Source organism: Actinomadura sp. NPDC048021, from assembly GCF_040653135.1.
In the GTDB taxonomy this organism is placed as follows: domain Bacteria; phylum Actinomycetota; class Actinomycetes; order Streptosporangiales; family Streptosporangiaceae; genus Spirillospora; species Spirillospora verrucosospora.
In genome coordinates this window covers 427,425-452,772 of the sequence record NZ_JBEZJQ010000002.1, presented here as the reverse complement: position 1 = coordinate 452,772, position 25,348 = coordinate 427,425, and the positions used below count along the sequence as shown (strand labels likewise).

20 protein-coding genes are annotated in these 25,348 nt (G+C 71.3%); 11 read left to right on the top strand and 9 right to left on the bottom strand.

Going from position 1 to position 25,348, the window contains the following annotated elements:
• Window positions 1–10 precede the first annotated feature (10 nt).
• The 3 genes from AB0C87_RS05390 to AB0C87_RS05380 form a co-directional block, all read right to left on the bottom strand.
• Window positions 11–589: a single-stranded DNA-binding protein gene (locus tag AB0C87_RS05390; protein ID WP_345178703.1), complete on the bottom strand. Its 579-nt coding sequence runs from the start codon at window positions 587–589 to the stop codon at window positions 11–13.
• Between the two features lie 37 nt (window positions 590–626).
• Entirely contained in the window at window positions 627–917 is a 291-nt protein-coding gene (gene rpsF / locus AB0C87_RS05385) for a 30S ribosomal protein S6 (RefSeq protein ID WP_345178700.1), read from the bottom strand.
• 275 nt (window positions 918–1,192) lie between these two features.
• Window positions 1,193–1,357 carry a hypothetical protein gene (locus AB0C87_RS05380; protein ID WP_345178699.1) on the bottom strand — a complete coding sequence of 55 codons (165 nt, stop codon included), beginning with the start codon at window positions 1,355–1,357 and terminating at the stop codon, window positions 1,193–1,195.
• 221 nt (window positions 1,358–1,578) lie between these two features.
• Here AB0C87_RS05380 and AB0C87_RS05375 point away from each other — a divergent pair, with 221 nt between their 5' ends.
• From AB0C87_RS05375 to AB0C87_RS05365, 3 genes are all read left to right on the top strand, one after another.
• The gene (locus tag AB0C87_RS05375; RefSeq protein WP_345178697.1) at window positions 1,579–1,890 is read left to right on the top strand and encodes a hypothetical protein; all 312 of its coding nucleotides are present in this window, start codon (window positions 1,579–1,581) and stop codon (window positions 1,888–1,890) included.
• Window positions 1,891–1,945: 55 nt separating this feature from the next.
• Window positions 1,946–2,713, top strand: coding sequence for a deoxyribonuclease IV (locus AB0C87_RS05370; protein ID WP_345178695.1), 768 nt, complete (start codon window positions 1,946–1,948; stop codon window positions 2,711–2,713).
• A 183-nt stretch (window positions 2,714–2,896) separates the two neighbouring features.
• On the top strand, window positions 2,897–3,280 hold the full coding sequence (locus AB0C87_RS05365; RefSeq protein WP_345178694.1) for a DUF4190 domain-containing protein: 384 nt from the start codon (window positions 2,897–2,899) through the stop codon (window positions 3,278–3,280).
• A gap of 11 nt (window positions 3,281–3,291) precedes the next feature.
• Here the strand turns inward: AB0C87_RS05365 and AB0C87_RS05360 are convergent, their stop codons facing one another.
• Window positions 3,292–3,759 (bottom strand): barstar family protein, encoded by a 468-nt coding sequence (locus tag AB0C87_RS05360; protein ID WP_345178691.1) that lies wholly within the window; start codon window positions 3,757–3,759, stop codon window positions 3,292–3,294.
• A 304-nt stretch (window positions 3,760–4,063) separates the two neighbouring features.
• Between AB0C87_RS05360 and AB0C87_RS05355 the strand changes: the two genes are divergently transcribed.
• Both AB0C87_RS05355 and AB0C87_RS05350 read left to right on the top strand, forming a co-directional pair.
• Entirely contained in the window at window positions 4,064–4,555 is a 492-nt protein-coding gene (locus AB0C87_RS05355; protein ID WP_360576628.1) for a hypothetical protein, read from the top strand.
• Window positions 4,556–4,678: 123 nt separating this feature from the next.
• Window positions 4,679–5,611 carry a MerR family transcriptional regulator gene (locus AB0C87_RS05350; protein WP_360576627.1) on the top strand — a complete coding sequence of 311 codons (933 nt, stop codon included), beginning with the start codon at window positions 4,679–4,681 and terminating at the stop codon, window positions 5,609–5,611.
• A 1-nt stretch (window position 5,612) separates the two neighbouring features.
• Here the strand turns inward: AB0C87_RS05350 and AB0C87_RS05345 are convergent, their stop codons facing one another.
• The 3 genes from AB0C87_RS05345 to AB0C87_RS05335 form a co-directional block, all read right to left on the bottom strand.
• The gene (locus AB0C87_RS05345; protein ID WP_353833960.1) at window positions 5,613–7,049 is read right to left on the bottom strand and encodes a glycosyltransferase 87 family protein; all 1,437 of its coding nucleotides are present in this window, start codon (window positions 7,047–7,049) and stop codon (window positions 5,613–5,615) included.
• Between the two features lie 94 nt (window positions 7,050–7,143).
• The gene (locus AB0C87_RS05340) at window positions 7,144–9,597 is read right to left on the bottom strand and encodes a transglycosylase domain-containing protein (protein WP_360576626.1); all 2,454 of its coding nucleotides are present in this window, start codon (window positions 9,595–9,597) and stop codon (window positions 7,144–7,146) included.
• 463 nt (window positions 9,598–10,060) lie between these two features.
• Entirely contained in the window at window positions 10,061–12,613 is a 2,553-nt protein-coding gene (locus tag AB0C87_RS05335) for a transglycosylase domain-containing protein (protein WP_360576625.1), read from the bottom strand.
• Window positions 12,614–13,711: 1,098 nt separating this feature from the next.
• Here AB0C87_RS05335 and AB0C87_RS05330 point away from each other — a divergent pair.
• The 4 genes from AB0C87_RS05330 to AB0C87_RS05315 all read left to right on the top strand — a co-directional run bounded on the left by AB0C87_RS05330 (window position 13,712) and on the right by AB0C87_RS05315 (window position 18,979).
• On the top strand, window positions 13,712–14,335 hold the full coding sequence (locus tag AB0C87_RS05330; RefSeq protein ID WP_179831420.1) for a PadR family transcriptional regulator: 624 nt from the start codon (window positions 13,712–13,714) through the stop codon (window positions 14,333–14,335).
• Window positions 14,336–14,406: 71 nt separating this feature from the next.
• Window positions 14,407–15,486, top strand: a complete 1,080-nt coding sequence (locus AB0C87_RS05325; RefSeq protein ID WP_345182788.1) for an inositol-3-phosphate synthase — start codon at window positions 14,407–14,409, stop codon at window positions 15,484–15,486.
• A gap of 171 nt (window positions 15,487–15,657) precedes the next feature.
• Window positions 15,658–17,430 (top strand): ABC transporter substrate-binding protein, encoded by a 1,773-nt coding sequence (locus AB0C87_RS05320; RefSeq protein ID WP_360576624.1) that lies wholly within the window; start codon window positions 15,658–15,660, stop codon window positions 17,428–17,430.
• Window positions 17,431–17,659: 229 nt separating this feature from the next.
• Complete coding sequence (locus AB0C87_RS05315; RefSeq protein ID WP_360576623.1) at window positions 17,660–18,979, top strand: MFS transporter; 1,320 nt, start codon at window positions 17,660–17,662, stop codon at window positions 18,977–18,979.
• On the opposite strand, the gene bioA is transcribed toward AB0C87_RS05315, so the two are convergent.
• Both bioA and AB0C87_RS05305 read right to left on the bottom strand, forming a co-directional pair.
• Complete coding sequence (gene bioA, locus AB0C87_RS05310; RefSeq protein ID WP_360576622.1) at window positions 18,976–20,289, bottom strand: adenosylmethionine--8-amino-7-oxononanoate transaminase; 1,314 nt, start codon at window positions 20,287–20,289, stop codon at window positions 18,976–18,978. The genes AB0C87_RS05315 and bioA overlap by 4 nt on opposite strands.
• Window positions 20,286–21,758 (bottom strand): CCA tRNA nucleotidyltransferase, encoded by a 1,473-nt coding sequence (locus AB0C87_RS05305; RefSeq protein WP_345182793.1) that lies wholly within the window; start codon window positions 21,756–21,758, stop codon window positions 20,286–20,288. Before AB0C87_RS05305 ends, bioA begins: the two co-directional genes overlap by 4 nt.
• Before the next feature lie 382 nt (window positions 21,759–22,140).
• Here AB0C87_RS05305 and AB0C87_RS05300 point away from each other — a divergent pair, with 382 nt between their 5' ends.
• Entirely contained in the window at window positions 22,141–22,680 is a 540-nt protein-coding gene (locus AB0C87_RS05300; RefSeq protein ID WP_345182794.1) for a YbaK/EbsC family protein, read from the top strand.
• Window positions 22,681–22,848: 168 nt separating this feature from the next.
• The gene (locus AB0C87_RS05295) at window positions 22,849–25,308 is read left to right on the top strand and encodes a DUF6049 family protein (protein ID WP_360576621.1); all 2,460 of its coding nucleotides are present in this window, start codon (window positions 22,849–22,851) and stop codon (window positions 25,306–25,308) included.
• Window positions 25,309–25,348: the final 40 nt, after the last annotated feature.

Here is a 25,348-nt window from a genome sequence, read left to right as displayed (position 1 = left end):
AGCGGCGGGCCTAGAAGGGCGGGTCGTCGGAGAACCCGCCGCCGCCACCGCCGCCGGTGGCCCAGGGGTCGTCGGCCGGGGCGCCGCCCTGCTGGCCGCCGCCGAAGCCGCCGCCCTGCTGACCGCCGCCGAAACCGCCGCCGCCCTGCTGGCCGCCGCCGCCGAAGCCGCCGCCGCCCTGGCCGCCGCCGCCGAAGCCGCCGCCACCACCGCCGCCGCCCTGCCGCTGGGTCTTGTTGACCTTGGCGGTGGCGTTGCGCAGCGACGGGCCGACCTCGTCGACCTCGACCTCGAAGACGGTGCGCTTCTCACCCTCGCGGGTCTCGTAGGAGCGCTGCTTGAGGCGTCCCTGCACGATCACCCGCATGCCGCGCTGCAGGGTCTCGGCCACGTTCTCGGCGGCCTGCCGCCAGACGTTGCAGGTCAGGAAGAGCGCCTCGCCGTCCTTCCAGTCGCCCGCCTGGCGGTCGAAGAACCGCGGGGTCGAGGCCATGCGGAAGGAGGCGACCGCCTGGCCGCTCGGGGTGAAGCGCAGATTCGGGTCCTCGACGAGGTTCCCGACGATCGTGATTACGGTGTCGCCTGCCATGGGGCTCGCTCCGGCTGCTGTGAGGGCTGAGCCTGGCTCAGTGGACCTCGGGGCGGATGACCTTGGTACGGAGGATCGACTCGCTCAGGTTGAGCTGCCGGTCGAGCTCCTTGACCGTGGCAGGCTCAGCCGACAGGTCGACCACCGCGTAGATGCCTTCGGACTTCTTCTGGATGTCGTACGCCAGGCGCCGGCGGCCCCAGACGTCGACCTTCTCCACGCTGCCGCCGTCGTCCTTGACGACCTTCAGGAACGGGTCGAGCGCCGCGCCCGCGGTGCGCTCGTCGATGGCGGGGTCGAGAATGGTCATGAGTTCGTAACGACGCATGCTGTGTCCCTACCTCCTCTGGACTGGTGCGGTCACGGTCTCTCCGTGACAGGAGGGCTCTTGCGTCCGTCGCGGCGGCGCCGGACCCGGATCGCCGGGCGGACCTGCCACGAGACCGATACAGGCTACCAACACTGGGAGGCGCACACGCCGGTTCCCCGAGCTGAGCGCCGGCGGAGTGGAGGGAACCCGGGTTCAGGGGTCTCCCCGGCACGAGGGACGCCGGTTTCCGGTGCGGAGCGCAGGTGCGGGCCAGGCGTGCGGCATGGGCGGGCCTAGCGCCTTGCTTGGGACTGGGTGGGGCGGCTACAGCGGCGGCGTTCCAGTTCGGCCATGATGTCCGCCATGCGGGCGCGCATGCGGGCGGCCTGCGTGGTCAGCATCGACAGCTCCTCGACGAGCTCCGCGTCACCGATGAGCCCCAGCTCCGCTTGTTTCACGGTGTGCACCTCCTGCTCTTCCCCCGCTTCCCCTCGGGGGACGGACCCGAGCCGGTGTTCTCGAATCCGTGTTCGACCGTACCGGGTGCCGCCGACATTCCGCGCCGCCCACCGGTTGATCCCCGGCTCAGCTGGGAATTGCTTTACCCGCATGGTCCGTTCGGTCCCGCGCTCGCCGTGCGGCCACTGGCGCGGGAGTTCGAGCTGGAGGAGGGATCCCGATGTCCCAGCAGGCGACCGGCGCCGGCGCTCCGAAGCGCGCCGTCCGCGCCCAGAGCGAGGCCGAGCCCCATCGGCGGAAGGACGTGCTGGCGGTAACCGCGGTGACGATCGGGATCGCGGCGCTGGTCCTCGGCTGGATCCCCGCGGCCCACTTCGCCGGGACGCTGCTCGGCGTCATCGGCCTGCCCGTCGCCCTGTACTCCCAGATGGTCTCCGCGACGACGAACGAGCGGTGGCTGAACGTGATCGGGATGGTCACCTCGTTCGTCGGCGCCGGCTTCGCGCTGAGCCACGGAGGCTTCTCGATCTGACGGGGGGCCGGCGTGACCGCGCGGCCTGTCGCAGGGCGCGGCTAGTCTCGTTGGCATGCGCATCGGAGCCCACGTCGACCAGAACAACCCGCTCGACAACGCCCGCGCGGTCGGCGCCGACGTCGTCCAGTTCTTCCTCGGCGATCCGCAGGGGTGGAAGAAGCCTGTGCTGCCCGAGGGCGTGGGGGCGCTGGCGGGTTCCGGCGTGGACGTGTACGTGCACGCCCCGTACACGATCAATGTGGCGACGTCCAACAACCGGATCCGGATCCCGAGCCGCAAGAACCTCACCCAGCAGCTGGAGGCGGCCGCGTCGATCGGGGCGAAGGCGCTGATCGTGCACGGCGGTCACGTGCTGAAGGACGACGACCCGGAGACCGGCTTCGAGAACTGGCGCAAGGTGTTCGAGCGGGTCGAATGCCCGATCCCGGTCTACATCGAGAACACCGCGGGCGGCGGGAACGCGATGGCGCGCAGGTTCGACCGGATCTCGCGGCTGTGGGAGGTGCTCTCCGGGGTGCCGGGCCTGGAGTCCAAGCTCGGTTTCTGCCTCGACACCTGCCACGCGCACGCGGCGGGGGAGGAGCTCGTCGACGCCGTCGACCGGATCAAGGCCATAACCGGCCGCATCGACCTGGTGCACTGCAACGACAGCCGGGACTCGTTCGGGTCGGGGGCCGACCGGCACGCCAACCTGGGCAGCGGCAGCATCGACCCGGAGCTCATCCTCGGCGTGGTGAGGGCGGCGGGCGCCCCGGTCGTGGTGGAGACGCCCGCGGCGGGCCAGGCCGACGACATCTCGTGGTTGCGTTCCAAGCTCTGACGAAGCAGAGTCGGGATCGTCGCCTGTGTCCGGGAACCGCGGTGGCGAGAGCGGCATCTAACTGCGCGTAGACCCAGCCTGACGACAAACTTCGAAGGTCACGTCACACTGGCATAATCCGGAACCAGCCCTCAGCGCACGCGTGCTCTCCGGCGGCGGGCGCGCGAATCGATCGGGAAGCACATGGCACAGCCCCCTTACGACCCCTACGGCTACGGAGCCCAGGACCCCTACGCCCAGTCCTACTCCCAGCCCCCGGCCGTGCAGCACCACTACTACGGGCAGTCGATGCCGGTCGCCCCGCCGACCAACGGGATGGCCACCGCGTCGCTGGTGTGCGGTCTGATCGGCTTCTTCGCCTGCGGCGTGACGTCCGTCCTCGCGGTGATCTTCGGGCACGTCTCGCTCGGCCAGATCAAGCGGACGGGCGAGGGCGGGCACGGCATGGCCGTCACCGGCCTGATCCTCGGGTACCTGATCTCCGCGGGCTGGCTCCTGATCCTGCTCTTCTACATCCTCGGGATCGCGATGTTCGCGGCGAGCGCCGGCTCCACCAGCACCTACTGATCCGGGCTTCCTCAGGGGAGCCGGGGGACGCCCGCCACTTCCACACCGACGCTCGACATCAGCACCGTCATGGGGGTGGGGGTGTCCCGCCAGTTCTTCACCGCGCGCCCGAACACGTCGAGGACGGCGCGCAGCGAGGCCGGGTCGGTGTCGGCCAGTTCCGCCCACGATTCGTAGAGCACCAGGTAGCCGTGCTTCGCGGGCGTCCATGACAGGTCCTTGAGGCATTCGCCGAGATCGTCCCAGTCGGCGCCCGCGCCCTCGGGCAGTTCGAACACGCCGCCGCACAGCCGCAGGAACGAGTCCCTGTCCCTGGCGCGGCGCCCGTCGAGGTAGAAGCCGCGCCAGCCGGCCTCGTCGGCACGCTCCAGCCAGCTCGTGTCGCCGACGGCGCCCGGCACGGGAGGCGTCCGCCACTGGTAGACGCCCGGTCTCAGCCGCCCGGCGAGCAGCTCGGTCAGTGCTCGGTCCGCGTTCACGTCATCTCCCGGCAGTTCCCGCTCCCCGCCGATGCGCGGGGCCCGGGGCGAGCCGCCCCGTCCGCCGCGTTCCGTTCCCCCACCCTCACCACGGAACCCGTCATAACCGGAAGATTCCGGCTATACCGCGCGTCCCTCCCCCCTGCCCTCCTTCTTCCCGCGGGACGGGCGAGGCCTGCCCGTGGCGCATCCACGTGTCTTGACAGGGGTTCCGCCGACTCCTATTCTCTCGAACAGAGAGATGCTCAGATAACGAGCAACTCTTGGAGCGAGGTAGTTGCCCGATTCCGAGAGGAACACAGAGATGGACACCACGCCCACCGCCACGCCCACCACCAAGCCCACCACCACCGGCACGCCGACCCGCGTCCAGGCCCACTACGAGAACGTCAAGAAGCTCGGCCACTGGACGACCGGCCGCCGCTTCGAGGTCCGCGCCCGCCGCGGCCTGGTCGTGCTGGACCTGCGCTCGCCGCGGATCCCGGACGGCGACATCGAGATCGAGGTCGACCTCGACCACGCGATGGTGAAGCTGCTCGTCCCGCAGGACGCCCGGATCGACCACTGGGACCTGCGCTACACCGGCCGCGGCCGCGTCAAGGACTGGACCGGCGAGAACGGCGACGGCCGCGCGATCCGCGTCACCGGCGAGGTCCGGCACGGGGAGATCCGCGTCCACCGCGGCGGCGTCGCCACCCTGTCGGCGATGTTCTCCCGCGAGTTCGTCCAGGACGTCCGCCGCGCCCGCCGCGAGGGCACCACCCCCACCGTCGCCGATCCGGCCCACGAGGACTGAGCCGGTCCCAGCAGCGTCACGGGCCCGTCCGGCGATCCCCGGACGGGCCCTTTCCCTGCCCGATGTGAGAGCGTGCGATTCCGGGTTGAGTCTCCAGCGGATGGAGGCCGCAGGGTGAGGGGCATGGACGGCGACACCACGTACACGATCGGCGAACTGGCGCGCCGCACCGGGCTGCCGGTGCGGACGATCCGGTTCTACTCCGACGCCGGTGTCGTCCCGCCCACCCGCCGCACCGAGGCCGGTTACCGGCTGTACGACGCGGACGCCGCCTCGCGCCTCGACCTCGTGCGGACGCTGCGGGACCTCGGCGTCGACCTCGCCACCGTCCGGCGCCTGCTGGACCGGGAGGTCGACGTCGGGCAGGTCGCGGCGGCGCACGCGGACGCGCTGGACGTGCAGATACGCACGCTCAGGCTGCGCAGGGCCGTGCTGCGGGCGGTGGCCAGACGCGGATCGACCCCCGAGGAGATCGAACTCATGCACAAGCTCGCCCGGCTGTCCGACGAGGAGCGGCGCCGGATCATCACCGACTTCATCGACGAGTCCTTCGCCGGGCTCGACCTGCACCCCGGCTTCGCGGAGAAGATGCGCGCCGCGCTGCCGGAGCTGCCCGACGAGCCCGAACCCGAGCAGGTCGACGCCTGGGTCGAGCTGGCCGAACTGGTCGGCGACCCCGGATTCCGGGCCTCGGTGCGCCGGATGGCCGAGTTCCAGGCGGCCGAGGTCGCGAAGGGAGCCGTCCCGGACCAGTTCGCGGCCCTCGCCGACCTGACCCAGAAGAAGGCGGAACAGGCCATCGCAGACGGGATCGAGCCCGGCTCGGAGGCGGCCCGCCCCGTCGTCGACGAACTGGTCCGCGCCTACGCCGACGCTTGGGACGCCGCCGACGACGCCGCCTTCAGGCGCGATCTGCTGCGGCGGCTGGAGATCGGCACCGACCCGCGCACCGAGCGGTACTGGCAGTTGCTCGCCCTCATCAACGGCTGGCCCGTCCCGCCGACGCTGACGCCGCTCTACCAGTGGTTCATCGACGCGCTGCGCTCCCGCGGCTGACTCAGGTGGGCAGGGACACGCCGGCGTGGTGGTCGCCGCGCCGGCGTGCCAGCGCCACCACGTCGGGTGCGCCGTCGAGGACGCCGCCCGCCGGGTCGTCGTCCCCGTCCGACCGGACGATGTCGGCGGACGGGACCAGGACGTCGCGCACCACCAGCACCGCCAGGAGGAGGACGGTCACGAACCGGGCGAGCAGCGCCAGCGTGTAGACGTCCTTGCTGATCCCGCCGTCCGGAGCGTCCAGGCTCAGCACCGCCGACAGCGTTCCGGCCAGGTCGGCGCCCTGCGTCTGGGCGGACACCGACAGCAGGAACCACCAGATGCCGAAGAAGTAGGCGATCTCGCCGAGCTGCCAGGCGACGAACGCCGGCAGCTTCGGCCGCGCGAGCACCGCCAGCGGCAGCAGCCACAGGACGTACTGCGGCGACCAGACCTTGTTCGGCAGCATGAACGCGACCAGCACGAGGAACATCAGCTGCGGCAGGCGCGGGCGGCGCGGGGCGGCCAGGGCGAGGACGGCGATCCCGGCCGCGAGGACGAGGAACGTCCCCGTGCCGTACAGGTTGAGGAGGCCGGTGTCGGAGGCGGGCTTGTCCAGCCCGTGGTCCTGCAGGACGAAGAAGATCGAGCCCCAGTCGATGCCGCGCTTCTGGCTGAAGGTGTAGAACTCCTTCCACCCGTCCCACGCGAAGAGCATCACCGGCACGTTCACGGCCAGCCATCCGGCGGCGGTTCCGGCGAGCGCGCGGCCCATGGGGCGCCACTGCCCGGCCCGGACGCACAGCAGGACGAGCGGCCCGAGGAACAGCAGCGGATAGAACTTCGCCGCGATCGCCAGGCCGAGGAGGACGCCCGCCAGGGCCGGGCGGCGCGCCGACCAGGCGGCCAGTGCCAGCGCCGACAGCGCGACCGCCAGCAGGTCCCAGTTGATGTAGGCGGTGAGGAGGAGCGCGGGGGACAGCGCGATCATCAGTCCGGCGCGCAGGGACCGGCGCCCGGCCGCGTACGCGGTGGCGAGGACCGCGACGACCGCGAGGACGGCGAGGAGCAGGACGGTGACGTTGTAGAACGCGAGGCCGCGCCCGTCCACACCGAACGGCTTGACCAGCCACGCGACCAGTTGCATGAAGCCGCCGCTCAGCACCGGGTACTCCACGTACCGGATGTCGGAACCGGTGAACGTGTCGAAGTACGGGAGCTTCCCGTCGCTGAGCCCGCGCACGTAGTAGAGCGGATAGACGTCGGTGTAGCAGGCGTTCGCCGTCGTCTTGAGGAAGTCGAACCGCGCCGACGCGCAGGGCTGCTTCTGCAGCCAGCCGAGAAGGCACGTCAGGGCGGTGAGCCCGGTCAGCACCGGCGCGAGCCGCTTCAGCCGTCCGGGAGCGTCCGCCCGGTCGCTGTCGGCGGACATCGTGAGCCTCTCCGTGGACGACGACATGGACAGCAGCCTATTCGCCCGGGAGCGCGGGCGATCAAGAACGGGAACGGCCCGGAGCCGTGGGGCTCCGGGCCGTCGCGTCGCGGACGCGCCGCTAGTTGTTGGTGGCGGGGTCCTGCTTCCGGCAGGCCGGGTCGTTCTTGTGCTCGGGTTTCGCGCACCACCAGGTCTTGTCGCCGGTCGGAGGCAGGTCGGGGTTGCAGCCGAGCGGCATGTTGTACTGGTTGCACGGCACGTCGCCCGACGTCGGCGGGGTGATGGTCGGCGTCTCCGTCGGCTTGGGCGTCTCCGACTGGCAGCCGGCCGGCGGCCGCTGCCCGCGCCCCTGGCCCTGCCCCTGCCCCGGCTGGCAGGTCGGGGTGTTGGTCGGCGTCGGGGTCGAGGACACCGTCGGAGTCGGCTTCGCCTTCGCCCACGGGGCGACCTCGCCGCCGTTGACCGGCGGCGGGAACGGCGTGATGTCCCTGCCCTCCAGGGCCTTCAGCATGAAGGTCTTGAAGAGGTCGGCCGGGACCGTACCACCGTAGACCTGGCTGTAACTTCCCACGCCGATCAGCGACTTGCGGTTGCCGTTCTTGTCCTGCCGCCACATCGCCGCCGACGTCACGAGTTCCGGCGTGTAGCCGACGAACCAGGCCGACTTGTTCTCGTCGGTGGTACCGGTCTTGCCGGCGACCGGGCGGGCCCCGAGGCTCGCGCGCTTACCGGTACCGCTGGTGACGACCGCCTGCATCGCGTTCGTGGCGTCGGCCGCGACACCCTCGTCGAAGGCCGTCGTGGGCTTCTGCCAGGGCAGCTTCTCCAGCGGCTTCTGCTTGTTGTTCACGATGGAGCGGCCCCGGTTGTCGGTGATCTTGGCGATCACGTGGGCCTCCCGGTGCTTGCCCCCCGCCGCGAACGTCGAGTAGACCGACGCCATCGTGACCGGGCTCGCGTCGATGACGCCCAGCGGCAGCGACGTGATGGTGTTCGAGAGGTTCGGGGTGTCGTCCGGGATGCCCATCTTCTTGGCCATGTCCACGACGTTGGCCAGCTGGACCTTCTGCCCCAGGTCGACGTACGCCGTGTTGATCGACATCGCCGTCATCTGCTTGAGGTTGTAGACCCCGTTCTCCGAGCGGCTGTCGTTGGTGAAGGACGCGCCGTTGATCGTGCGCTTGTAGCTGCCGTCCATCGTCGTCCGCAGGCTGATGCCCTGGTCGAGCGCCGTGGCGAGCACGATCGGCTTGAACGACGAACCGGGCTGCACCTTGCCCTGGAAGGAGTTGTCGAACTGCTGCTTGCGGTAGTCGGGTCCGCCGTAGGCGGCCACTACGCCGCCCGTCTTCGGGTCGATCGCCGCGAGGCCGAACTGGATGTCGTTCTTCAGCCCGTTCTGCTTGCGGATCTGCGAGACGGCCTTGTTGGTGTAGTCCTGCAGGTCCTTGCGGAACGTGGTGGTGATCTTCAGGCCGCCGGTCTCCAGCATCTGCTCGTCGATGCCGAGCGACTTCAGCTCGTTGATGACGCGGTCCTGGAGGTAGCCGGTGTTCGGGTCGTCCGGGACGTCGCTCCAGTTCTTCTGCGTCTGGGGGAACTTCGCCTGGGCGCGCTTGCCCGAGTCGAGCCAGTTCTTCTCGACCATGCCGTCGAGGACGTAGTTCCAGCGGCTGATCAGCGCCTTCTTGGCGGGGTTGGAGTCGGGCCCGTAGGTGGCGAAGTAGCCCGGCCGCTGGATCATGGCCGCGAGCATCGCCGCCTGCGACTCGTTGATCTCGGTGACGGGCTTGTGGAAGTAGGCGCGGGACGCGGCCTGGATGCCGTAGGCGTGCCGCCCGAACGGGACCGTGTTCAGGTACAGCTCCAGCACGCGCGCCTTGTCCATCTCCTTCCCCATCCGGATGGAGATGAGGATTTCCTTGAACTTGCGGCTGACCGTGCGGTCCTGGCTGAGGTTCGCCCAGTAGTTGCGGGCGAGCTGCTGCGTGATCGTCGAGGCGCCGGCGACGTCGCCGCCGGTCCCCGCCCGGTACATCGCGCCCAGGATGCCCATCGGGGAGATGCCCGGCTCGTGCCAGAAGTTGCGGTCCTCCGCCGCGAGGACGGCGTTCTGGACGTGCTTGGGCACCTTGTCCAGCGAGATGTCCTCGCGGTGGGTGCCGATGCGCGCCAGCGGCGACCCGTCCGAGTAGGTGATCACCGACTCCTGGGCGGCCGCGGCCGCCTGCTTCTCGTTCGGGATCGGAGTGTTGGCGTAGGCGACGATGACGAGCGTCGCCAGGCCAAGGATGATCACGCTGACCGCGGCGACGACGATCTTCCAGTTCGGGACGTAGCGCTTCCAGCCCGTCTTCTTCTGGCCCGCCTCGTCGGTGCGCTTGCGCTCGCGGCGGCCGCCGCCGCGCCCACCGCGTCCGCCGCGCCCACCGCCGCGTCCCTCGTCACCCCAGAAGTCGTCGCCGCCGCCTCCGGAGCCGCCGCGCCCGCCAGGGCCGCCGGGACCACCTGGACCACCCGGTCCGCCTGGGCCCCCCGGTCCGCCGGGAGGGCCTCCGGGGCCGCCTCGCATGGGCCGGCCGCCGCCTCCCGAACGCAGGGCCGCGGGCGCGCCGCGGCGCCGCGCGCCGCCCGGGGCGCCGGCCCGCGAGGGCCCGCCCGGCCTGCCGCCGGGGCGCGGCGTCCTGCCAGGCGGGGGCGAGCCGCCCGGCGGACCGCCCGGCGCGCCGCGCTGCCCGCCCGAGGGCATACCGGAAGAGCCGGGACGGGGGGAGCCCCTCCGGCCAGAGCCCTCTCCGAAATCCGGTCCGTATCGGCTTGGGTTACTCACGCGGCCTCATCAACTGGGGGACGGCTTTGCGTCGTCCGAGCGTACTGTGCCCCCGGCGCGGAGGTGGCCGCTGAGGCAAGGCTCACCTTCGTCGGAAGGGGCGGGCGCATGCGCTCAAAGGCGCCGACGTGCGGCGAATCGCCAGGATGCTCCATGTCACACCCCCATATCCAGTGGACGGTTCGGTTCGCGAAGGCCGGCCGGTTCATTCGGGCGGCCTGGCCAGCAGCAGGGGCCGCAGGCTCTCGGTCTGGGCGGCCCGCCCGCCTCTCCGGTTGCGGCAGGCCGGGTCGCCCTGGTGCATCTGGCACCACCACCGCGGCGGCGGGTTGCTCGGCGGCTTGTTCGGGTCGCAGTTGCCGTTCTGGAAGGGGGACTGGCACGGCTGCTTGCCGTCGCCGCCGTCGCCGCCGTCGTCCTGGCAGCGCGGGTCGAACTTGCCCACCGGGGTGTTGCACCACGGCGGCTTGCCCTCGTCGTCCTTTTTCTTCTTCTCCGGCGGCTTCGCCCACTTCTGCTCGATCCCGCCCCATGCGGGCGGCGGGAACGCCTGCGCGTCCATGCCGCGGACCGCGTTCGCCATGTAGGACCGCCAGATGCGGGCGGGGATCGTGCCGCCCTCGACCTCGCCGATCTGCGGCAGGATCACCGACTTCTTCTTGCCGTCCGGGCCGACCGCGTCGTTGTAGATCGTCACCGCGGTCGAGACCTGCGGGACGTACCCGACGAACCACGACGAGACGTTCCGGTCGGTCGTACCGGTCTTGCCCGCGGCCTGGCGCCCGTCCGGCAGCGCGGCCGCGGTCGCCGTCCCGCTCCTGATGACCTGCTGCATCGCGTACGTCGCGTCCGCGGCGACCTTCGGGCTGAAGACGCGGCGCTTCTCGTAGTCCGGGCGCAGCCGCACCGTCTTGCCGTCCGACTTCTTGACCACGCGGATCACGTGCGGCTGGTGGTACGTGCCGCCGTTGGCGAACACCGCGTATCCCGCCGCCTGCTCGATGGGCCGGATGTTGTTGACGCCCAGCGCGAGGTTCAGGCAGCACTTGTGCGGTTCCAGGAGGTCGGACGCGATGCCGGCGTCGGTCTCGGTCTTGATCGCCTCCTCGATGCCGACCTTGCCCATCAGCTGGATGAACGCGGTGTTGACCGAGTCCTTCGTCGCGGTGATCAGGTTGATCGCCGGGCCCACGTTGTGGCTGTTCGGGACGATCACGGCGTTCGGGTCGTCCTTGGACACCACGCTGCCGTCCGGACCGATCGGCGTCTTCGACCGGCCCTCGACGAGGCTCTTCAGGCTGTAGTTCTGCTTCAGCGCCGTCGCGAGCACGTACGGCTTCATCGCCGACCCGGCCTGCGCCGAGCCCTGCCACACGTTGTCGAAGGACTGGGCCAGGTAGTCGGGACCGCCGTAGAACGCGACGACCTCGCCGTTCGCGGTGTTCACCGACACCAGGCCGACCCGGATCTTCTTCTTGGCGAGCTTCTTCGGGTCCACCTGCGGGACGGTCTGCTCGGCGGCCCGCTTGGCCATCGCCATCTTCTTGCGGTCGAACGTCGTGTAGACCCGAAGGCCCTGGGTGGTCAGCTCCTTGGTGTCGATGCCCTGCCGGTCGAGCTCCAGCTTGGCGCGCATCAGCATGTAGCCGCGCTGGCCGCCGTAGAGCTGGTTGCTGGTGCCCGCCTTACGGAGCTTGGGCGGGCCCTGCTTGATGTACTTGTCGGCGTCGGCCCGGCTGAGCTTGCCCATCGAGACCATGCCGTTGAGCGTGTACTGGTACCTGCCGGTCACCCATGCCTGGCTGGCCTTGTCCCCCGGGTCCCGGTTGGGGTTCTGGATGATGCCGCCGAGCAGGGCCGCCTGGTCGGGGCGCAGCTTCCACACGTCCGTCCCGAAGTACTCGCGGGACGCGGCCTGGATGCCGTAGGTGTCGCGGCCGAAGTAGATCGTGTTCAGGTAGAGCTTGAGGATCTCGTCCTTGGAGTGCTCGTCCTCCAGCTTCAGCGAGATGAACAGCTCCTGGAACTTGCGGCTGACCGTCCGGTTGTTCGGGTCGGAGTAGTAGTTCTTCGCGAGCTGCTGGGTGATCGTGGAGCCGCCGCCCGACCCGCCGGTCAGGTTCTTCCACACCGCCCGCGTCGTCCCCTTGACCGAGAACCCGGGGTCGGTGCGGAAGCTGCGGTTCTCGGCCGCCAGCACGGCGTTCTGGACGTTCGGCGGGATCTTGGCCAGCTCGACGCTCTGCCGCTTCTTGCCGATCCGGCCGATCTCGGTGCCGTCGGTGTAGTAGAAGATCGACGCCTGGTCCTCGACGCCCGCGACCGTCGGCTCCTTGGGGGTCGGGGTGTTGGCGTAGGCGACCCAGATCAGCGTGACGAACGCCGCCAGGCCGAGGCCGCAGACACCGCCCACGACCTTCCAGGACGGGATGAAGCGCCGCCAGCCGGTCTCGCGGGAGCGCAGGTGGCCGAGGAACCCCTTCTTGCCGGGCGGCCCATGCCGTCCTGGCCCGCCGGGACCACCCGGACCGCCGGGGCCGCCGGGGCCGCCGGGTCCTCCAGGGCCGAGGGGACCACCCGGGCCGGCAGGGCCGCCCGTGCGGTTGGCCGCGCGGACGCCGCCGCCGCGGAACTTCGCGGTCACCTTCGCGCCGAGTCCCTGTCCGGCCTTTCCGAGCTCACCGAGCTTCTCGCGCACGCCCGGCTTCGGGGCCGCGCCGGGCATCCCCGGCGACCCGAACACCGCGGGCGGCCCCATTCCCCCCGCACCGGGCCCCATGCCGGGCGCGTTCGGGAAGCCGGGACCTCCCGGCGCCCCCATTCCCGGAGCCGCCTGGCCGCCGGGGGGTCCGCCCATCCCAGGACGTCCGCCTCCCATTCCGGGACCGCCCTGCATGCCGGGGGCGCCTGGCGGCTGGAATCCACCAGGTCCGCCGAACCCACCGGGACCGCCGAAACCACCTGGACCGGGCGGCGGCCCGCCGGGGCCCGCGTTAGGACCGAACCCACCGTTGCCGCCGAAGCCGCCTTGGCCAGGCATACCGCCCGGCCCGCCCGGCCCGCCTTGGCCGGTCGGCACGACCGCGTTTCCCGGAGCGTTGCGTCCGTCCGGGGCGACCGGTCCGCCTGGCGCGCCGGGAGCAGCGTGGCGGCCGGTGGGCGGAGGGACGGGGCTCGACGGGCCGCCCAGCGGACCCGGGCTCGCGCCAGGAGCGCCCATGTGACCGGGCCCTCCCGCCGGTCCCGGCGGGGCGGGGTTCTGGGGCATGCCAGAGGAGCCCGCGGGGTTCGTTCCGGCGGGCTCACCGTGGGCGCTCGGAAAGCCGGGATCGCCGGAGTCACCGGGTCGGGGATTCTGGTGCCCGCCCGGCCTCTGCGACCCAGGTTCCGGTCGGGGCTGGCTTGGATTACTCACGCGACCTCATCAACAGGGGACAACGGTTGTTGCCGAGGGCCGGGTGGCTCCCGGCCCTTGTTGCGGCTCGTGCGCCGTCCGAAGAGTACTGTGCGGGCTGGTGAGCGGGGGGAGCGTGTGCTCGGCGAAGGACGCCCCGGCCGGTCCGCGCCCCGAGGGGTCGGTGCTCCTCCTCACGTGCTCACCGTTCCGGGCGGTCCCGGGATCGAGGTCGTGCGACGCGGCCAGGTGATTCCAGGACGCAACTTTGACACATTTCCACCACATACACCCTGAAATCGCCACATTCGCGATACGGGCCGGTGGGGCCATCCGGGGCGTCCCAGGTAGATCGCCACTTGCCAGGACGAGCCGGGCTACGTATCTTGTCGATGTATCGAGTCGATACATTCACTCGATACATCGGATCGAGACATCGGCTTCTGCGGAAGAGGGACCGGGATGGCGGCCAAGAAGGGCGCGGGCGTGCTGGAGCTCGCCGTGCTCGGGCTGCTGCACGAGTCCCCGATGCACGGATACGAGCTGCGCAAGCGGCTCAACACCCTGCTGGGCATGTTCCGCGCGTTCTCGTACGGCTCGCTCTACCCGTGCCTCAAGCAGCTCCTGGCCAACGGGCTGATCATGGAGGACCGGCCGGAGGAGCCGAACGCGCCGCTGGCGCTGCAGAGCCGCCGATCGAAGATCGTTTACAAGCTCACCGCCGACGGCAAGGAGCGCCTGCAGTTGCTCCTCACCGAGGCCGGCCCGGCTTCGTGGGAGGACGAGGGGTTCGGCGTGCACTTCGCCTTCTTCTCGCACACCCGTGCCGACGTCCGGCTGCGGATCCTCGAAGGCCGGCGCAGCCGGCTGGAGGAGCGCCTGGAGAGCGTTCGCGCCGCCCTGGCGCGAACCCGCGAACGAGTCGACTCCTACACCCTGGAACTGCAGAACCACGGGCTGGAGTCCGTCGAGCGCGAGGTCCGGTGGCTCAACGAGCTCATCGGGCGCGAGCGGGCCGAGCAGGAACAGCAAGCACAGTCAGCTAAGCGAATTGACCAGGACATGCCTCGGGACGAGGGCCGCTGAGCGGTGGCCCAGTGCCTTCGGGGACGGGTGAGTCTCCACCACATGTTCCGCAACAGAGAAGGAGCGACCGGATGGGTTCCGTGCGCGTAGCCATCGTCGGTGTGGGCAACTGCGCCTCTTCGCTCGTCCAGGGCGTCGAGTTCTACAAGGACGCGGCCCCTGACACGCGAGTTCCCGGCCTGATGCACGTCCAGTTCGGCGAGTACCACGTGGGCGACGTCGAGTTCGTGGCGGCGTTCGACGTGGACGCCAAGAAGGTGGGGATGGACCTCTCCGAGGCCATCCACGCCAGCGAGAACAACACGATCAAGTTCGCCGACGTGCCGCCCACCGGGGTGACCGTGCAGCGCGGGCACACTTTCGACGGCCTGGGCGAGTACTACCTGGACATGGTCGAGGAGTCCGACGCCGAGCCGGTCGACGTCGTGCAGGCGCTGAAGGACGCCGAGGTGGACGTCCTGGTGTCGTACCTGCCGGTGGGCTCCGAGGAGGCCGACCGCTTCTACGCCCAGTGCGCGATCGACGCCAAGGTCGCGTTCGTGAACGCGCTCCCCGTGTTCATCGCCAGCGACCCCGAGTGGGCGCAGAAGTTCACCGACGCGGGCGTGCCGATCGTCGGCGACGACATCAAGTCGCAGGTCGGCGCCACCATCACGCACCGCGTCATGGCCCGCCTCTTCGAGGACCGCGGCGTCGAGCTGCTGCGCACGTACCAGCTCAACTTCGGCGGCAACATGGACTTCATGAACATGCTGGAGCGCAAGCGGCTCCAGTCCAAGAAGATCTCCAAGACGCAGTCGGTCACCTCGCAGATCCCGCACGAGATGGCGAAGGCGGACGTGCACATCGGCCCGTCCGACCACGTGCCGTGGCTGGACGACCGCAAGTGGGCCTACGTCCGCCTGGAGGGCCGCTCCTTCGGCGACACGCCCCTCAACCTGGAGTACAAGCTGGAGGTCTGGGACTCCCCGAACTCCGCCGGCGTCATCATCGACGCCGTCCGCGCCGCCAAGATCGCCAAGGACCGCGGCATCGGCGGCCCGATCCTGTCGGCCAGCTCCTACTTCATGAAGTCGCCGCCGGAGCAGTACAACGACGACCAGGCGCACGACGCGGTGGAGAAGTTCATCCGCGGCGAGATCGAGCGCTGAGAGCCTGATCACAGAGCGCCCTGAGGACGCCCTGACAGTGGACATCCCACTGTCAGGGCGTCCTTACTTCTGTAGAGAAACGGTGATGTACCGGCTCTTTGTCACGCTCTGGCCCTACTGTGACACCGCCGGTGACTAGCGCGCCAGGCTCTGAGTCAGTGAGGTGACACCGTGGCGGCACGCGAAATGATCAAGGTGACGGCGGGGGTGGCGGGTCTCGTGGTGGGGCTCGCCGGATGCGCCGGAGGAGGTGACGGCGCGACCGCGGAGGGCGCGTCCCGCCAGGGCGGCACGCTGCGCGTCGTCGGGTCCTCCGACGTCGAGCACCTCGACCCCGCGTCCGTGGCCAGCGTCGGCGCGTACGGGCTCGTCCGCACGTTCGCCCGGACGCTGTTCGGGAACCGGGCGTCCAACGACTTCCAGGAGACGGTCCCCGTGCGGCCCGACGTCGCCGAACGGATCCCGACGCGCGAGAACGGCGACGTCGGCAAGGACCGCCGCACCTACACGGTCCGGCTGCGCGACGGCGTCCGGTGGAACACCACCCCCCCGCGCCCCGTCACCGCCCAGGACTTCGTCCGCGGCTTCGAACGGCTGTGCAACCCGGCCTCGCCGTCCGCCGCCAAGGGCTACTTCGTCTCCACGCTCAAGGGCATGGACGCGTTCTGCCGCGGCTTCGGCTCCGTGAACGCCAAGGACGCGCGGGCGATCGCCGCCTACCAGCGCGACCACGGGTTCGAGGGCGTCCGCGCCAAGGACGACCGGACGCTGGTGTTCAAGCTGAAGCGTCCCGCCAGCGACTTCCTCAACCTGCTGTCGCTGCCGGTCACCGCGGCCGCGCCGCAGGAGTACGACCGGTACGTCCCGGACGGCGCCGACTTCCGGCAGCACACCGTCTCCGACGGCCCCTACCAGATCACCGACTACAAGCCGGGCATCTCCTATCTGCTCACCCACAACCCGGCATGGCAGGCGGGTTCCGACCCGCTGCGCGAGCGGCACGTCGCGAAGATCCAGATCACGCTGGGGCAGGACTCGCCGGAGACCGTCCAGCAGCAGATCGAGCAGGGCACCGCCGACCTCGCGTGGGACCAGCCCGTCCCGACGTCGGCGATCCCGCGGCTGCGCGACGACCCGCGCTTCGCGATCAGGGAGACCCCGAACAACAGCCCGTACCTGGTCTTCAACACGCGCAGCCCCCGCAATCGCGGCGCGCTCGGCGACCCCGCGGTCCGGCAGGCGCTGGAGTACGCCGTCGACCGCAGCGCCCTCATCAAGATCGTCGGCGGGCCGTCGGTGGCGAGGCCGCTGCACACGGTGATCCCGCCGGGCAACTCCGGCTACGCGGCCGTCAATCACTACCCCACGCCCGGCGAGTCCGGCGATCCCGCCAAATGCCGCGAGCTCCTCAGCAAGGCGGGCCGCACCGGCCTCACGCTGAAGTTCCCCTACCGGACGAACAGCGTCCACAAGCTGATCGCCCAGTCCCTCGCCCAGAACCTCGACGCCTGCGGAGTGGAAACCGAACTGACCCCCGACTCGGGCGGCTCCTTCTACTCCAGCACCCTGTCCACCCCGGCCCGCGCCCGCGAGGGCAGCTGGGACATCGCCGCCCCCGGCTGGGTCCCCGACTGGTACGGCAACAACGGCCGCTCGATCATCCAGCCCCTCTTCGACGGCCGCGCCTACGGCCCGGGCTCCACCAACTACGGCGGCTACGACAACCCGCAGGTCAACGCCCTCATCGACGCCGCCCTCACCGCCCCCGACACCCAGCGCGCCGCCGGCTACTGGCAGCAGGCCGACCAGAAGATCATGGAGGACGCCGCGATCGTCCCCCTCCTGGACCGCGCCCAGACCACCTACCGCTCCTCCCGGGTCCACGGCGCCTACTTCCTCCCCACAACAGCCAGCTACGACCTAACGAGAGTCTTCATCGCGTAGTGGTGAGGCGGGCCGCAGAGCACCTCAGCCATCGCAGCAACCACGCAATGGCCGCAACGCTTGCGATCGCGTCCGAAGGCAGGTTTCGAGCTTGCGAGAACCTGATCGCGCAGCGAGCCTCTGGGCGAGTCGGAGCGATGCCAGCGATCGCCCGCTGTGCTCGACGATGGAGGGCCGCCAAGGCCCGAAGGAGGAGAGAAACGCAATAAGCACGACATACTCTGATCTGATGCGAGCTGGGGAGTTGCGGGGGGTTCTGTGCGGGCGGGATTTTCGGCGGCTCTACGGGACGCGGCTCGCCTCGCAGTTGACGGACGGCCTGTTCCAGGTGGCGCTCGCCGGATACGTGTTCTTCTCGCCCGAGCGGCAGACGACGGCGGCCAAGGCGGCGGCGGCGTTCGCGGTGACGCTGCTGCCCTACTCGGCGCTCGGGCCGTTCGCCGGGGTGTTCATCGACCGGTGGCGGCGGCGGCAGATCCTCGTGTGGACGCCGGTGCTGCGCGCGTTGCTCGTGCTGCTCGTCGCCGGGCTCGTGGCGGGCGGGCAGGACGGGCTCGGCTTCTTCCTCGGCGTGCTCGTGGTGCTGGGCGTGAACCGCTTCTTCCTCGCGGCGCTGTCGGCGGCGCTCCCGCACGTGGTGCGTCGCGACCAGCTGGTCACGGCGAACGCGTTCAGCGTGACCTCCGGGACGGTCATCGCGTTCGCGGGCGCGGGCCTCGGTTACGGGCTCCGGCGGGTGTTCGGCGGCGGGCACGACGGGACGGCGCTGATCCTCGTGGCGGCGGCGGGGTTGTTCCTGCTGGCCGGGCTGATCGCGACGACGCTGCCGAAGGGGCTGCTCGGCCCCCACCGGTCGGCGGAGGCCGCGTCGGGGGAGCCCGCCGTGGCGGAGGCGCCCCGGGTCGTCGAGGTGGTCCGGGGGGTCCTGGGCGGGCTCGTGGACGGGGGGCGGCACATCGCGCGGCGGCCGCAGGCGGCGCTGGCGCTCGGCGCGATCTCGTTTCACCGGTTCCTGTACGGCGTCGTGCTGATCATGACTCTGCTGCTGTGCCGGAACCGGTTCGCCGGCGACCCCGACCGTGGGCTGGAGACGTTCGCGCTGATGCTGGGGGTGTCCGGGGCCGGGTACTTCGCGGCGGCGCTGATCACGCCGCCGGTGGTGCGGCGGATCAGCAAGCAGGCGTGGGTGGCGTGGCAGCTCGGCGGGGCGGCGCTGAGCCTGCTCGTCTTCGGCATGCCGTTCGCGGAGCGCCCCTGGGCGGTCGGCGCCTTCCTGCTCGGCGTCGTGTCACAGGGCGTGAAGCTGTGCGTCGACACGACGCTGCAGGAGTCGATCGACGACGAGTACCGGGGGCGGGTCTTCGCCGTCTACGACATGCTGTTCAACGCGACGTTCGCCGCTGCCGCCGCCGCTGCCGCGACGTGGCTGCCGGCGGACGGGCGCGCCGACCTCACCCTCCTCGCGGTGGTCGTGGCCTACGCGGCGGGCGCCGTCGCCTACCGGACGGCCGCCTCCCGCATGCGCCGGCCCGCGCACGCCCTGCGTTAGAGCGACTCCGCCACGGCGTGCATGGCGGCGGCGATGTGGTGCACCTCGTCTTCCGTGCACACGTACGGCGGCATCGTGTAGACGAGCTTCCCGAAGGGCCGCAGCCAGACGCCGTGCGCCATGGCGATCTCCTGGACGGCCGGGACGTCCACCGGCTCGCGCGCCTCCACGACGCCGATCGCGCCGAGGACGCGGACGTCCGCCACCCCGGGGAACTCCGCGGCGCCGTCGAGCTCGCTGGTCAGGACCGCCTCGATGGCGTCGACCTCGTCCCGCCAGTCGCGCGAGAGCAGCAGGTCGATGGACGCGGACGCGACCGCGGCGGCCAGCGGGTTGGCCATGTAGGTGGGCCCGTGCATGAGGACGCCCGCCTCGCCCGAGGTGATGCCGTGGGCGACGCGGTCGGTGCACAGGGTCGCGGCCATCGTCATGTAGCCGCCGGTCAGGGCCTTGCCGAGGCACATGATGTCGGGGACGACCTCGGCGTGGTCGCAGCCCCACAGCTCGCCCGTCCGGCCGAACCCGGTGGCGATCTCGTCCAGGATCAGCAGGAGGCCGTGCTCGTCGGCGATGTCGCGGAGGGCGCGCAGGTACTCGGGCGCGTAGAAGCGCATCCCTCCGGCGCCCTGCACGATCGGCTCCACGATGATCGCGGCGAGCTCGCCCGCGTGCTCGGCGGCCAGTTCCGCCAGCCCGTCCAGGTACGTCTCGTCGGGTTCGGCGGTGTAGCCGAGCGGGGGCGGGGGCGCGAAGACGTGCTGGGCGAGGACGTCGGCGAACAGGTGGTGCATCCCGTTCACGGGGTCGCAGACGGCCATGTCGCCGAACGTGTCGCCGTGGTAGCCGCCCCGGACGGTGAGGAGCCGGCGCCGTTCCGGACGCCCCTGCGAGCGCCAGAACTGCAGCGCCATCTTGATCGCGACCTCGACCGCGACGGACCCGGAGTCGGCGAAGAACACCTTGGTCAGCGGCTCCGGAGTGAGCTCGACGAGCCGCTCGGCGAGCCGGACGGCGGGCGGGTGCGTGAGCCCGCCGAACATCACGTGCGCCATCTTGCCGAGCTGCCCGGTGACGGCCGCGTTCAGCTTCGGGTGGTTGTAGCCGTGCACGGCCGCCCACCACGAGGACATGCCGTCGATCAGCTCGGTGCCGTCGGCGAGGGTCAGCCGCACCCCGTCCGCCGACACGACCGGCAGCGCGGGCGCCGCCGCGGGCATCGGCGCGTAGGGGTGCCAGATGTGCTCGCGGTCGAACTCCAGCATCCGCTCGGTCTCGCGGGGGCTCATCCGCCCCAGCTGCAGCGGGATCACTCGCCCTTCCCCTCGTCCGCGGGGGCGCCGACGCCCTCGGCGGCGGCCCAGCGGCGCAGTTCCTCGGCCGCGGCCTCCTTGCCGATCATGCCGCGGTCCAGGCGGAGTTCGAGGAGGAACTTGTAGGCGCGCCCGACGAGGGGGCCGGGGGCGATGCCGAGGATCTCCTGGATCTCGTTGCCGTCGAGCTCCGGGCGGATCGCGGCCAGTTCCTCCTCCTCAGCCAGCCGCTCGATCCGCACCTCCAGGTCGTCGTAGGTGCGGCGCAGCCGGTCGGCCTTGCGCTTGTTGCGGGTGGTGCAGTCGGCGCGGGTCAGCTTGTGCAGGCGGGTGAGGAGCGGCCCGGCGTCGCGGACGTAGCGGCGGACGGCCGAGTCCGTCCACTCGCCGGTGCCGTAGCCGTGGAACCGCAGGTGCAGCTCCACGAGGCGGGACACGTCGGAGATGACGTCCTTCGGGTAGCGCAGCGCGGTCAGCCGCTTGCGGGCCATCTTCGCGCCGACGACCTCGTGGTGGTGGAAGGAGACCCGGCCGCCGGCCTCGAAGCGCCGGGTCTTGGGCTTGCCGACGTCGTGCAGCAGCGCCGCGAGCCGCAGCACGAGGTCGGGGCCGTCCTCCTCCTGCGCGATCGCCTGCTCCAGCACGATCAGCGAGTGCTCGTAGACGTCCTTGTGCCGGTGGTGCTCGTCGATCTCCAGCCGCAGCTTCGGCAGCTCGGGCAGGACGTGCGCGGCGAGGCCGGTGTCGACCAGCAGCGCCAGGCCCTCCCGCGGGTACAGGCCGCAGAGCAGCTTGGACAGCTCGTCGCGGACCCGTTCGGCCGACACGATCTCGATGCGGCCCGCCATGTCCTTCATCGCGCGGACGACGTCGGGCGCGACGGTGAAGCCGAGCTGGGAGGCGAACCGGGCGGCGCGCATCATCCGCAGCGGGTCGTCGCTGAAGGAGTCCTCCGGCCGGCCGGGCGTCCGCAGCACCTTGCGCTGCAGGTCGGTGAGGCCGCCGAACGGGTCGACGAACTCGTGCCCGGGCAGCCGCGCCGCCATCGCGTTGACGGCGAAGTCACGGCGGCGCAGGTCCTCGACCAGGGACGTCCCGTAGGACACCTCCGGCTTGCGGGACTTCGGGTCGTAGGACTCGCTGCGGTAGGTGGTGATCTCCAGCTCGACGCCGTCCTTGCGCAGGCCGACCGTGCCGAACTCGATGCCGATCGTCCAGTGCGCGTCCGCCCAGCCGCGGATGATCTCCAGGGTGCGCTCGGGCGGGGCGTCGGTGGTCAGGTCCACGTCCTTGGTCGGACGGCGCAGCAGCGCGTCCCGGACGGGCCCGCCGACCAGCGCCAGCTCGTGACCGGCCGCCGCGAACCGGGCGCCGAGCTCGTCGGCGACGGGCGCGATCCCGCGCAGCAGCTCGGCGATCGCGGTGCGCCGCGAGGACTCTGGGGTCACGTTCTGGTCAGGCACGGCCATCGAGCGTATTTCCTTGGTTGACGGGCTGACAAAGGACTTTCTGGCGAGCGCCGGGGTCCGCGCGGGAGTCTTTTCGGGGCCGAAGAAGGACGGGGCCCTTCACACGCCCCGATCCCCGGGTTACGTTTCGGGCACCCGACGACGCTCCGCGCGACCCGGTGAGCCTCCCGTACGACAACGGTAGCGGGATCCAAAAGGGCCACGGTCCGCCGCACGTGCGGTTGAGGCGCGTCGCGAGGGGTTCGCCGTGCGGCGCGGCAGGGATGAGACCTGCCGTTCCGGGTATGTGGGGGTCTCCCCCCGCAGGGTGTGCGACGCACGGGGCCGCAGGGAAACCGGATCCGGGGGTGAGCGGGGCATGCCCCGCGGGATGGAGCCGAACATGAAGGACGCTCTCACCATCCACCGCGCGCTTCTCGGCTGGGAGACGGCGCACGAGATCGTGCGGCTGCCCCTCGCGATGACCCGGGCCGACGAGCTGCCCAGGGCGCTGGGCCTGCCGCCGGAGCGGTGCCTGGTGACGCGCGTCTACTCCTGCGAGGGCGCCCACCGCGGCCGTCCCTTCCTGGCCGGGGCGATCGTCCCGGCGGGCCGGCGGCCGTCCACCGAGGCCGTGCGGTCGGCCGTGGGCGCCCGCGCCGTCCGGCCCGCGCACGCGGACGTGGTCAACGCCGTCACCGAGTACGCGGCGGGCCTGGTCTGCCCGCTGCTCCTGCCGGAGTCGATGCCCCTGCTGATCGACCGCGAACTCGTGGACGGGCTCCACGCCCACGGCGTCGTCTACACGGCGACCGGCGAGGCGTCCACGGCGCTCGGCATCAAGGCCAGCGTCCTGTACTCCCTCTGCCGCCCGAAGCCCGTCGACCTGCTGGCCCCGCTCAGCGCCGCGTCCGCCCCCGGGCGCGACCACGTGACGACCTGAGCCTCCCGCCCGCCGCGGCCCCGCCGGCGAGTGGCACCCGGCAACGCCATGAACACCGACGGACTAACATCGGGGCCGTGGTGCGGGAAAACGACGCCCGCCGTCCTCGGCCTGTCCTCGCGCCGCCGGACGGGCTCTGGACGGGCACGGCGTGAGGGCGGACACGGCGTGACAGCGGTCGGACGCGCGTTGGCGCTGGCCGCGATGCTGCCCTGTCTCGCGATGGCGGCCTCCCCGGCCATGGCGTCCCCGGCACGGACCCCGGCGAGGGCCCCCGCCGGCGCCCCGGCGGCGGCACATGCGCGCGCGCAGGTGGCGCTCGCGCTCACCAAGGTCACCCCGAAGACCCTCGCCGCGAACTCCAGGATCGAGATCTCCGGGGCGGCGCGGAACCGCAGCGGCCGCGCGCTGGCCGGCCTCACCCTGCGGCTGCGCTACAGCGCCCAGCCCGTGACCAGCCGGAGCCAGCTCGACCAGCTCGCGTCCGGACAGCAGACCGCGCTGCCCAACGTCGCCCCGCAGCAGCAGTCGCTCGCGCAGGCGACCAGGCCCGGCGTGACCCAGGGCTGGAGCTTCCGGACCACCGCCCAGCAGCTGGGCCTGCGCGCCCCCACCGGCACCCCCGGCGTCTATCCGATGCGCGTCGAGGTGCTGAACTCCGCGCAGCAGGTCGTCGGCGGCCTGACGACCTTCCTGACGATGATGCCGAAGCAGCGGAGCTTCAAGCCGGTGGCGGTCGGCTGGGTGCTGCCGCTGATCGACCGGATGCACCGCGCCAACGACCGCACGTTCATCGACGACGATCTCGCCAAGGAGCTGGCGCCCGGCGGCCGGCTCCACCGGATCGTGGAGGCGGCCTCCACCACCGGAACGCCGGTCACCTGGGCGATCGACCCGGCGCTGCTGGACGACGTCCGGCAGATGGCGTCGGGCGACTACTTCGTCAAGCCGCCCGGGGCGGCGAAGGCCGTCCGCAAGGAGAAGAGCAAGGTCGCCGCGACGTGGCTGACGTCGCTGAAGAACGCCTCGAAGGGCGACCCGTACTTCGTCCTGCCCTACGCCGACCCCGACGTCACCGCGCTGGTCCGGCGCAAGACGACCGGGGACATCGGCGTCGCCTTCGACGCGCGCAACACCGCCTTCGTGGCGCAGATCCTCGGACGCCAGCCCGACGCCCACGTCGCCTGGCCGGCGTCCGGCGTCGGCGGGCCCGGCACGCTCGAACAGCTCGCCAAGTACGCCCTGAAGGACGGCGGGTCCTTCCTGATGAGCAGCTCGCAGTTCGAGAACCCCGTGACGGGCGCGCAGCCGAACGCGACCACCGCGCTCCAGACGCACCTGGGCGCCAAGAAGGCCCTCCTCTACGACCAGACGATCACCCAGATCCTGAACGAGGGGGCGCGGTCCGCCTCCCGGGCGCTGATGAGCGAGCAGCGGTTCCTCGCCGAGACCGCGATGGTCGCGGCGGAGGCGCCGAGCGTCCAGCGCACCGTCGTCGTCGCCCCCGACCGGCTGTGGGACCCCGCCGACGGGCTCGCCAAGAACCTGCTCACCTACACCAAGGCCGCGTCCTGGATGCGCGAGATGCCGCTGCGCACGATCGAGGCGGCCCAGCCGCAGAACCGCGTCTTCCACGGATACTCCGACAGCTACGAGAAGTTCGAGCTGGGCGACGTCCACCTCGACCAGACCCGGGCGATCGCGAAGCGCGCGGCGACGTTCAAGGCCGTGATGACCGGCCCGGTGAAAATCTCTTACGAGCGCGCCGTGCTGCGGCTGGAGTCGGTCGGCTGGCGGACGTCGCCGGGACGCGCCAAGCGGGCCCGCAAGGCGCTGGAGGACGAGCTCCGCGGCGACATGGACCTGGTCCGCGTCGTCCCCCCGAAGAACAGGCGCGTCCTGATGGGGGGCAGTTCGGGCAAGCTTCCCGTCCTGGTCGAGAACACGCTGCCCGACCAGTCGGTGCGGGTCCGGCTCGTCGTGACCTCGGAGAACACCGCCAAGCTCAAGCTGGGCGAGCTGGAACCGAACGACGCGGTGATCGAGCTCGGGCCCGGGGAGCGTGCCCAGCGGTGGATCCCCGCGCAGGCGGCCGGCAACGGCAACTTCGGCGTTCGCCTCAATCTGCAGATTCCCGGCGCGGGCGGCCGGACGTACGGTGACGGCGAGACCATCACGGTCACCACGACCGGGTACGGGCGGCTCGCCCTGCTCATCACGGGCGGCGGACTTGCCGTACTCTTCGTGGGCGTCGGAGTGCGGGCCATCAGAGCGAGGCGCCGCCGGAAAGCGGAGGCAGCCGGTGACGGGTCGACCGGAATGGGATCGCCAAGGGCAGGGGCAGCAGGGGCCGGGCTCCCCGGCGCCGGGTTCCCAGGGCCCGGGATACCCTCCGCCGAATACTCCGGGACCCCCGGGACGGGGCTACCCGGCACAGGGCGGCCCCCAGGGGTACCCGCCGGGCCCGCCGCCCCAGGGACCGCGCCCGCAGGGGTCGATGCCGCAGGGCCGGCCGGGGATGCGGCCGGGTCCGCAGACCCCCGGCCCGAGGACCCCGCAGCAGTACCCGGGCCCGCCGACGGGCCGGCCGCCGGGCACGGCCAACACGGCCGCCGAGACGGTGGTTGACATCCCCCTTCCAGGCGGAAGCCCGCCGGACTCCGACACC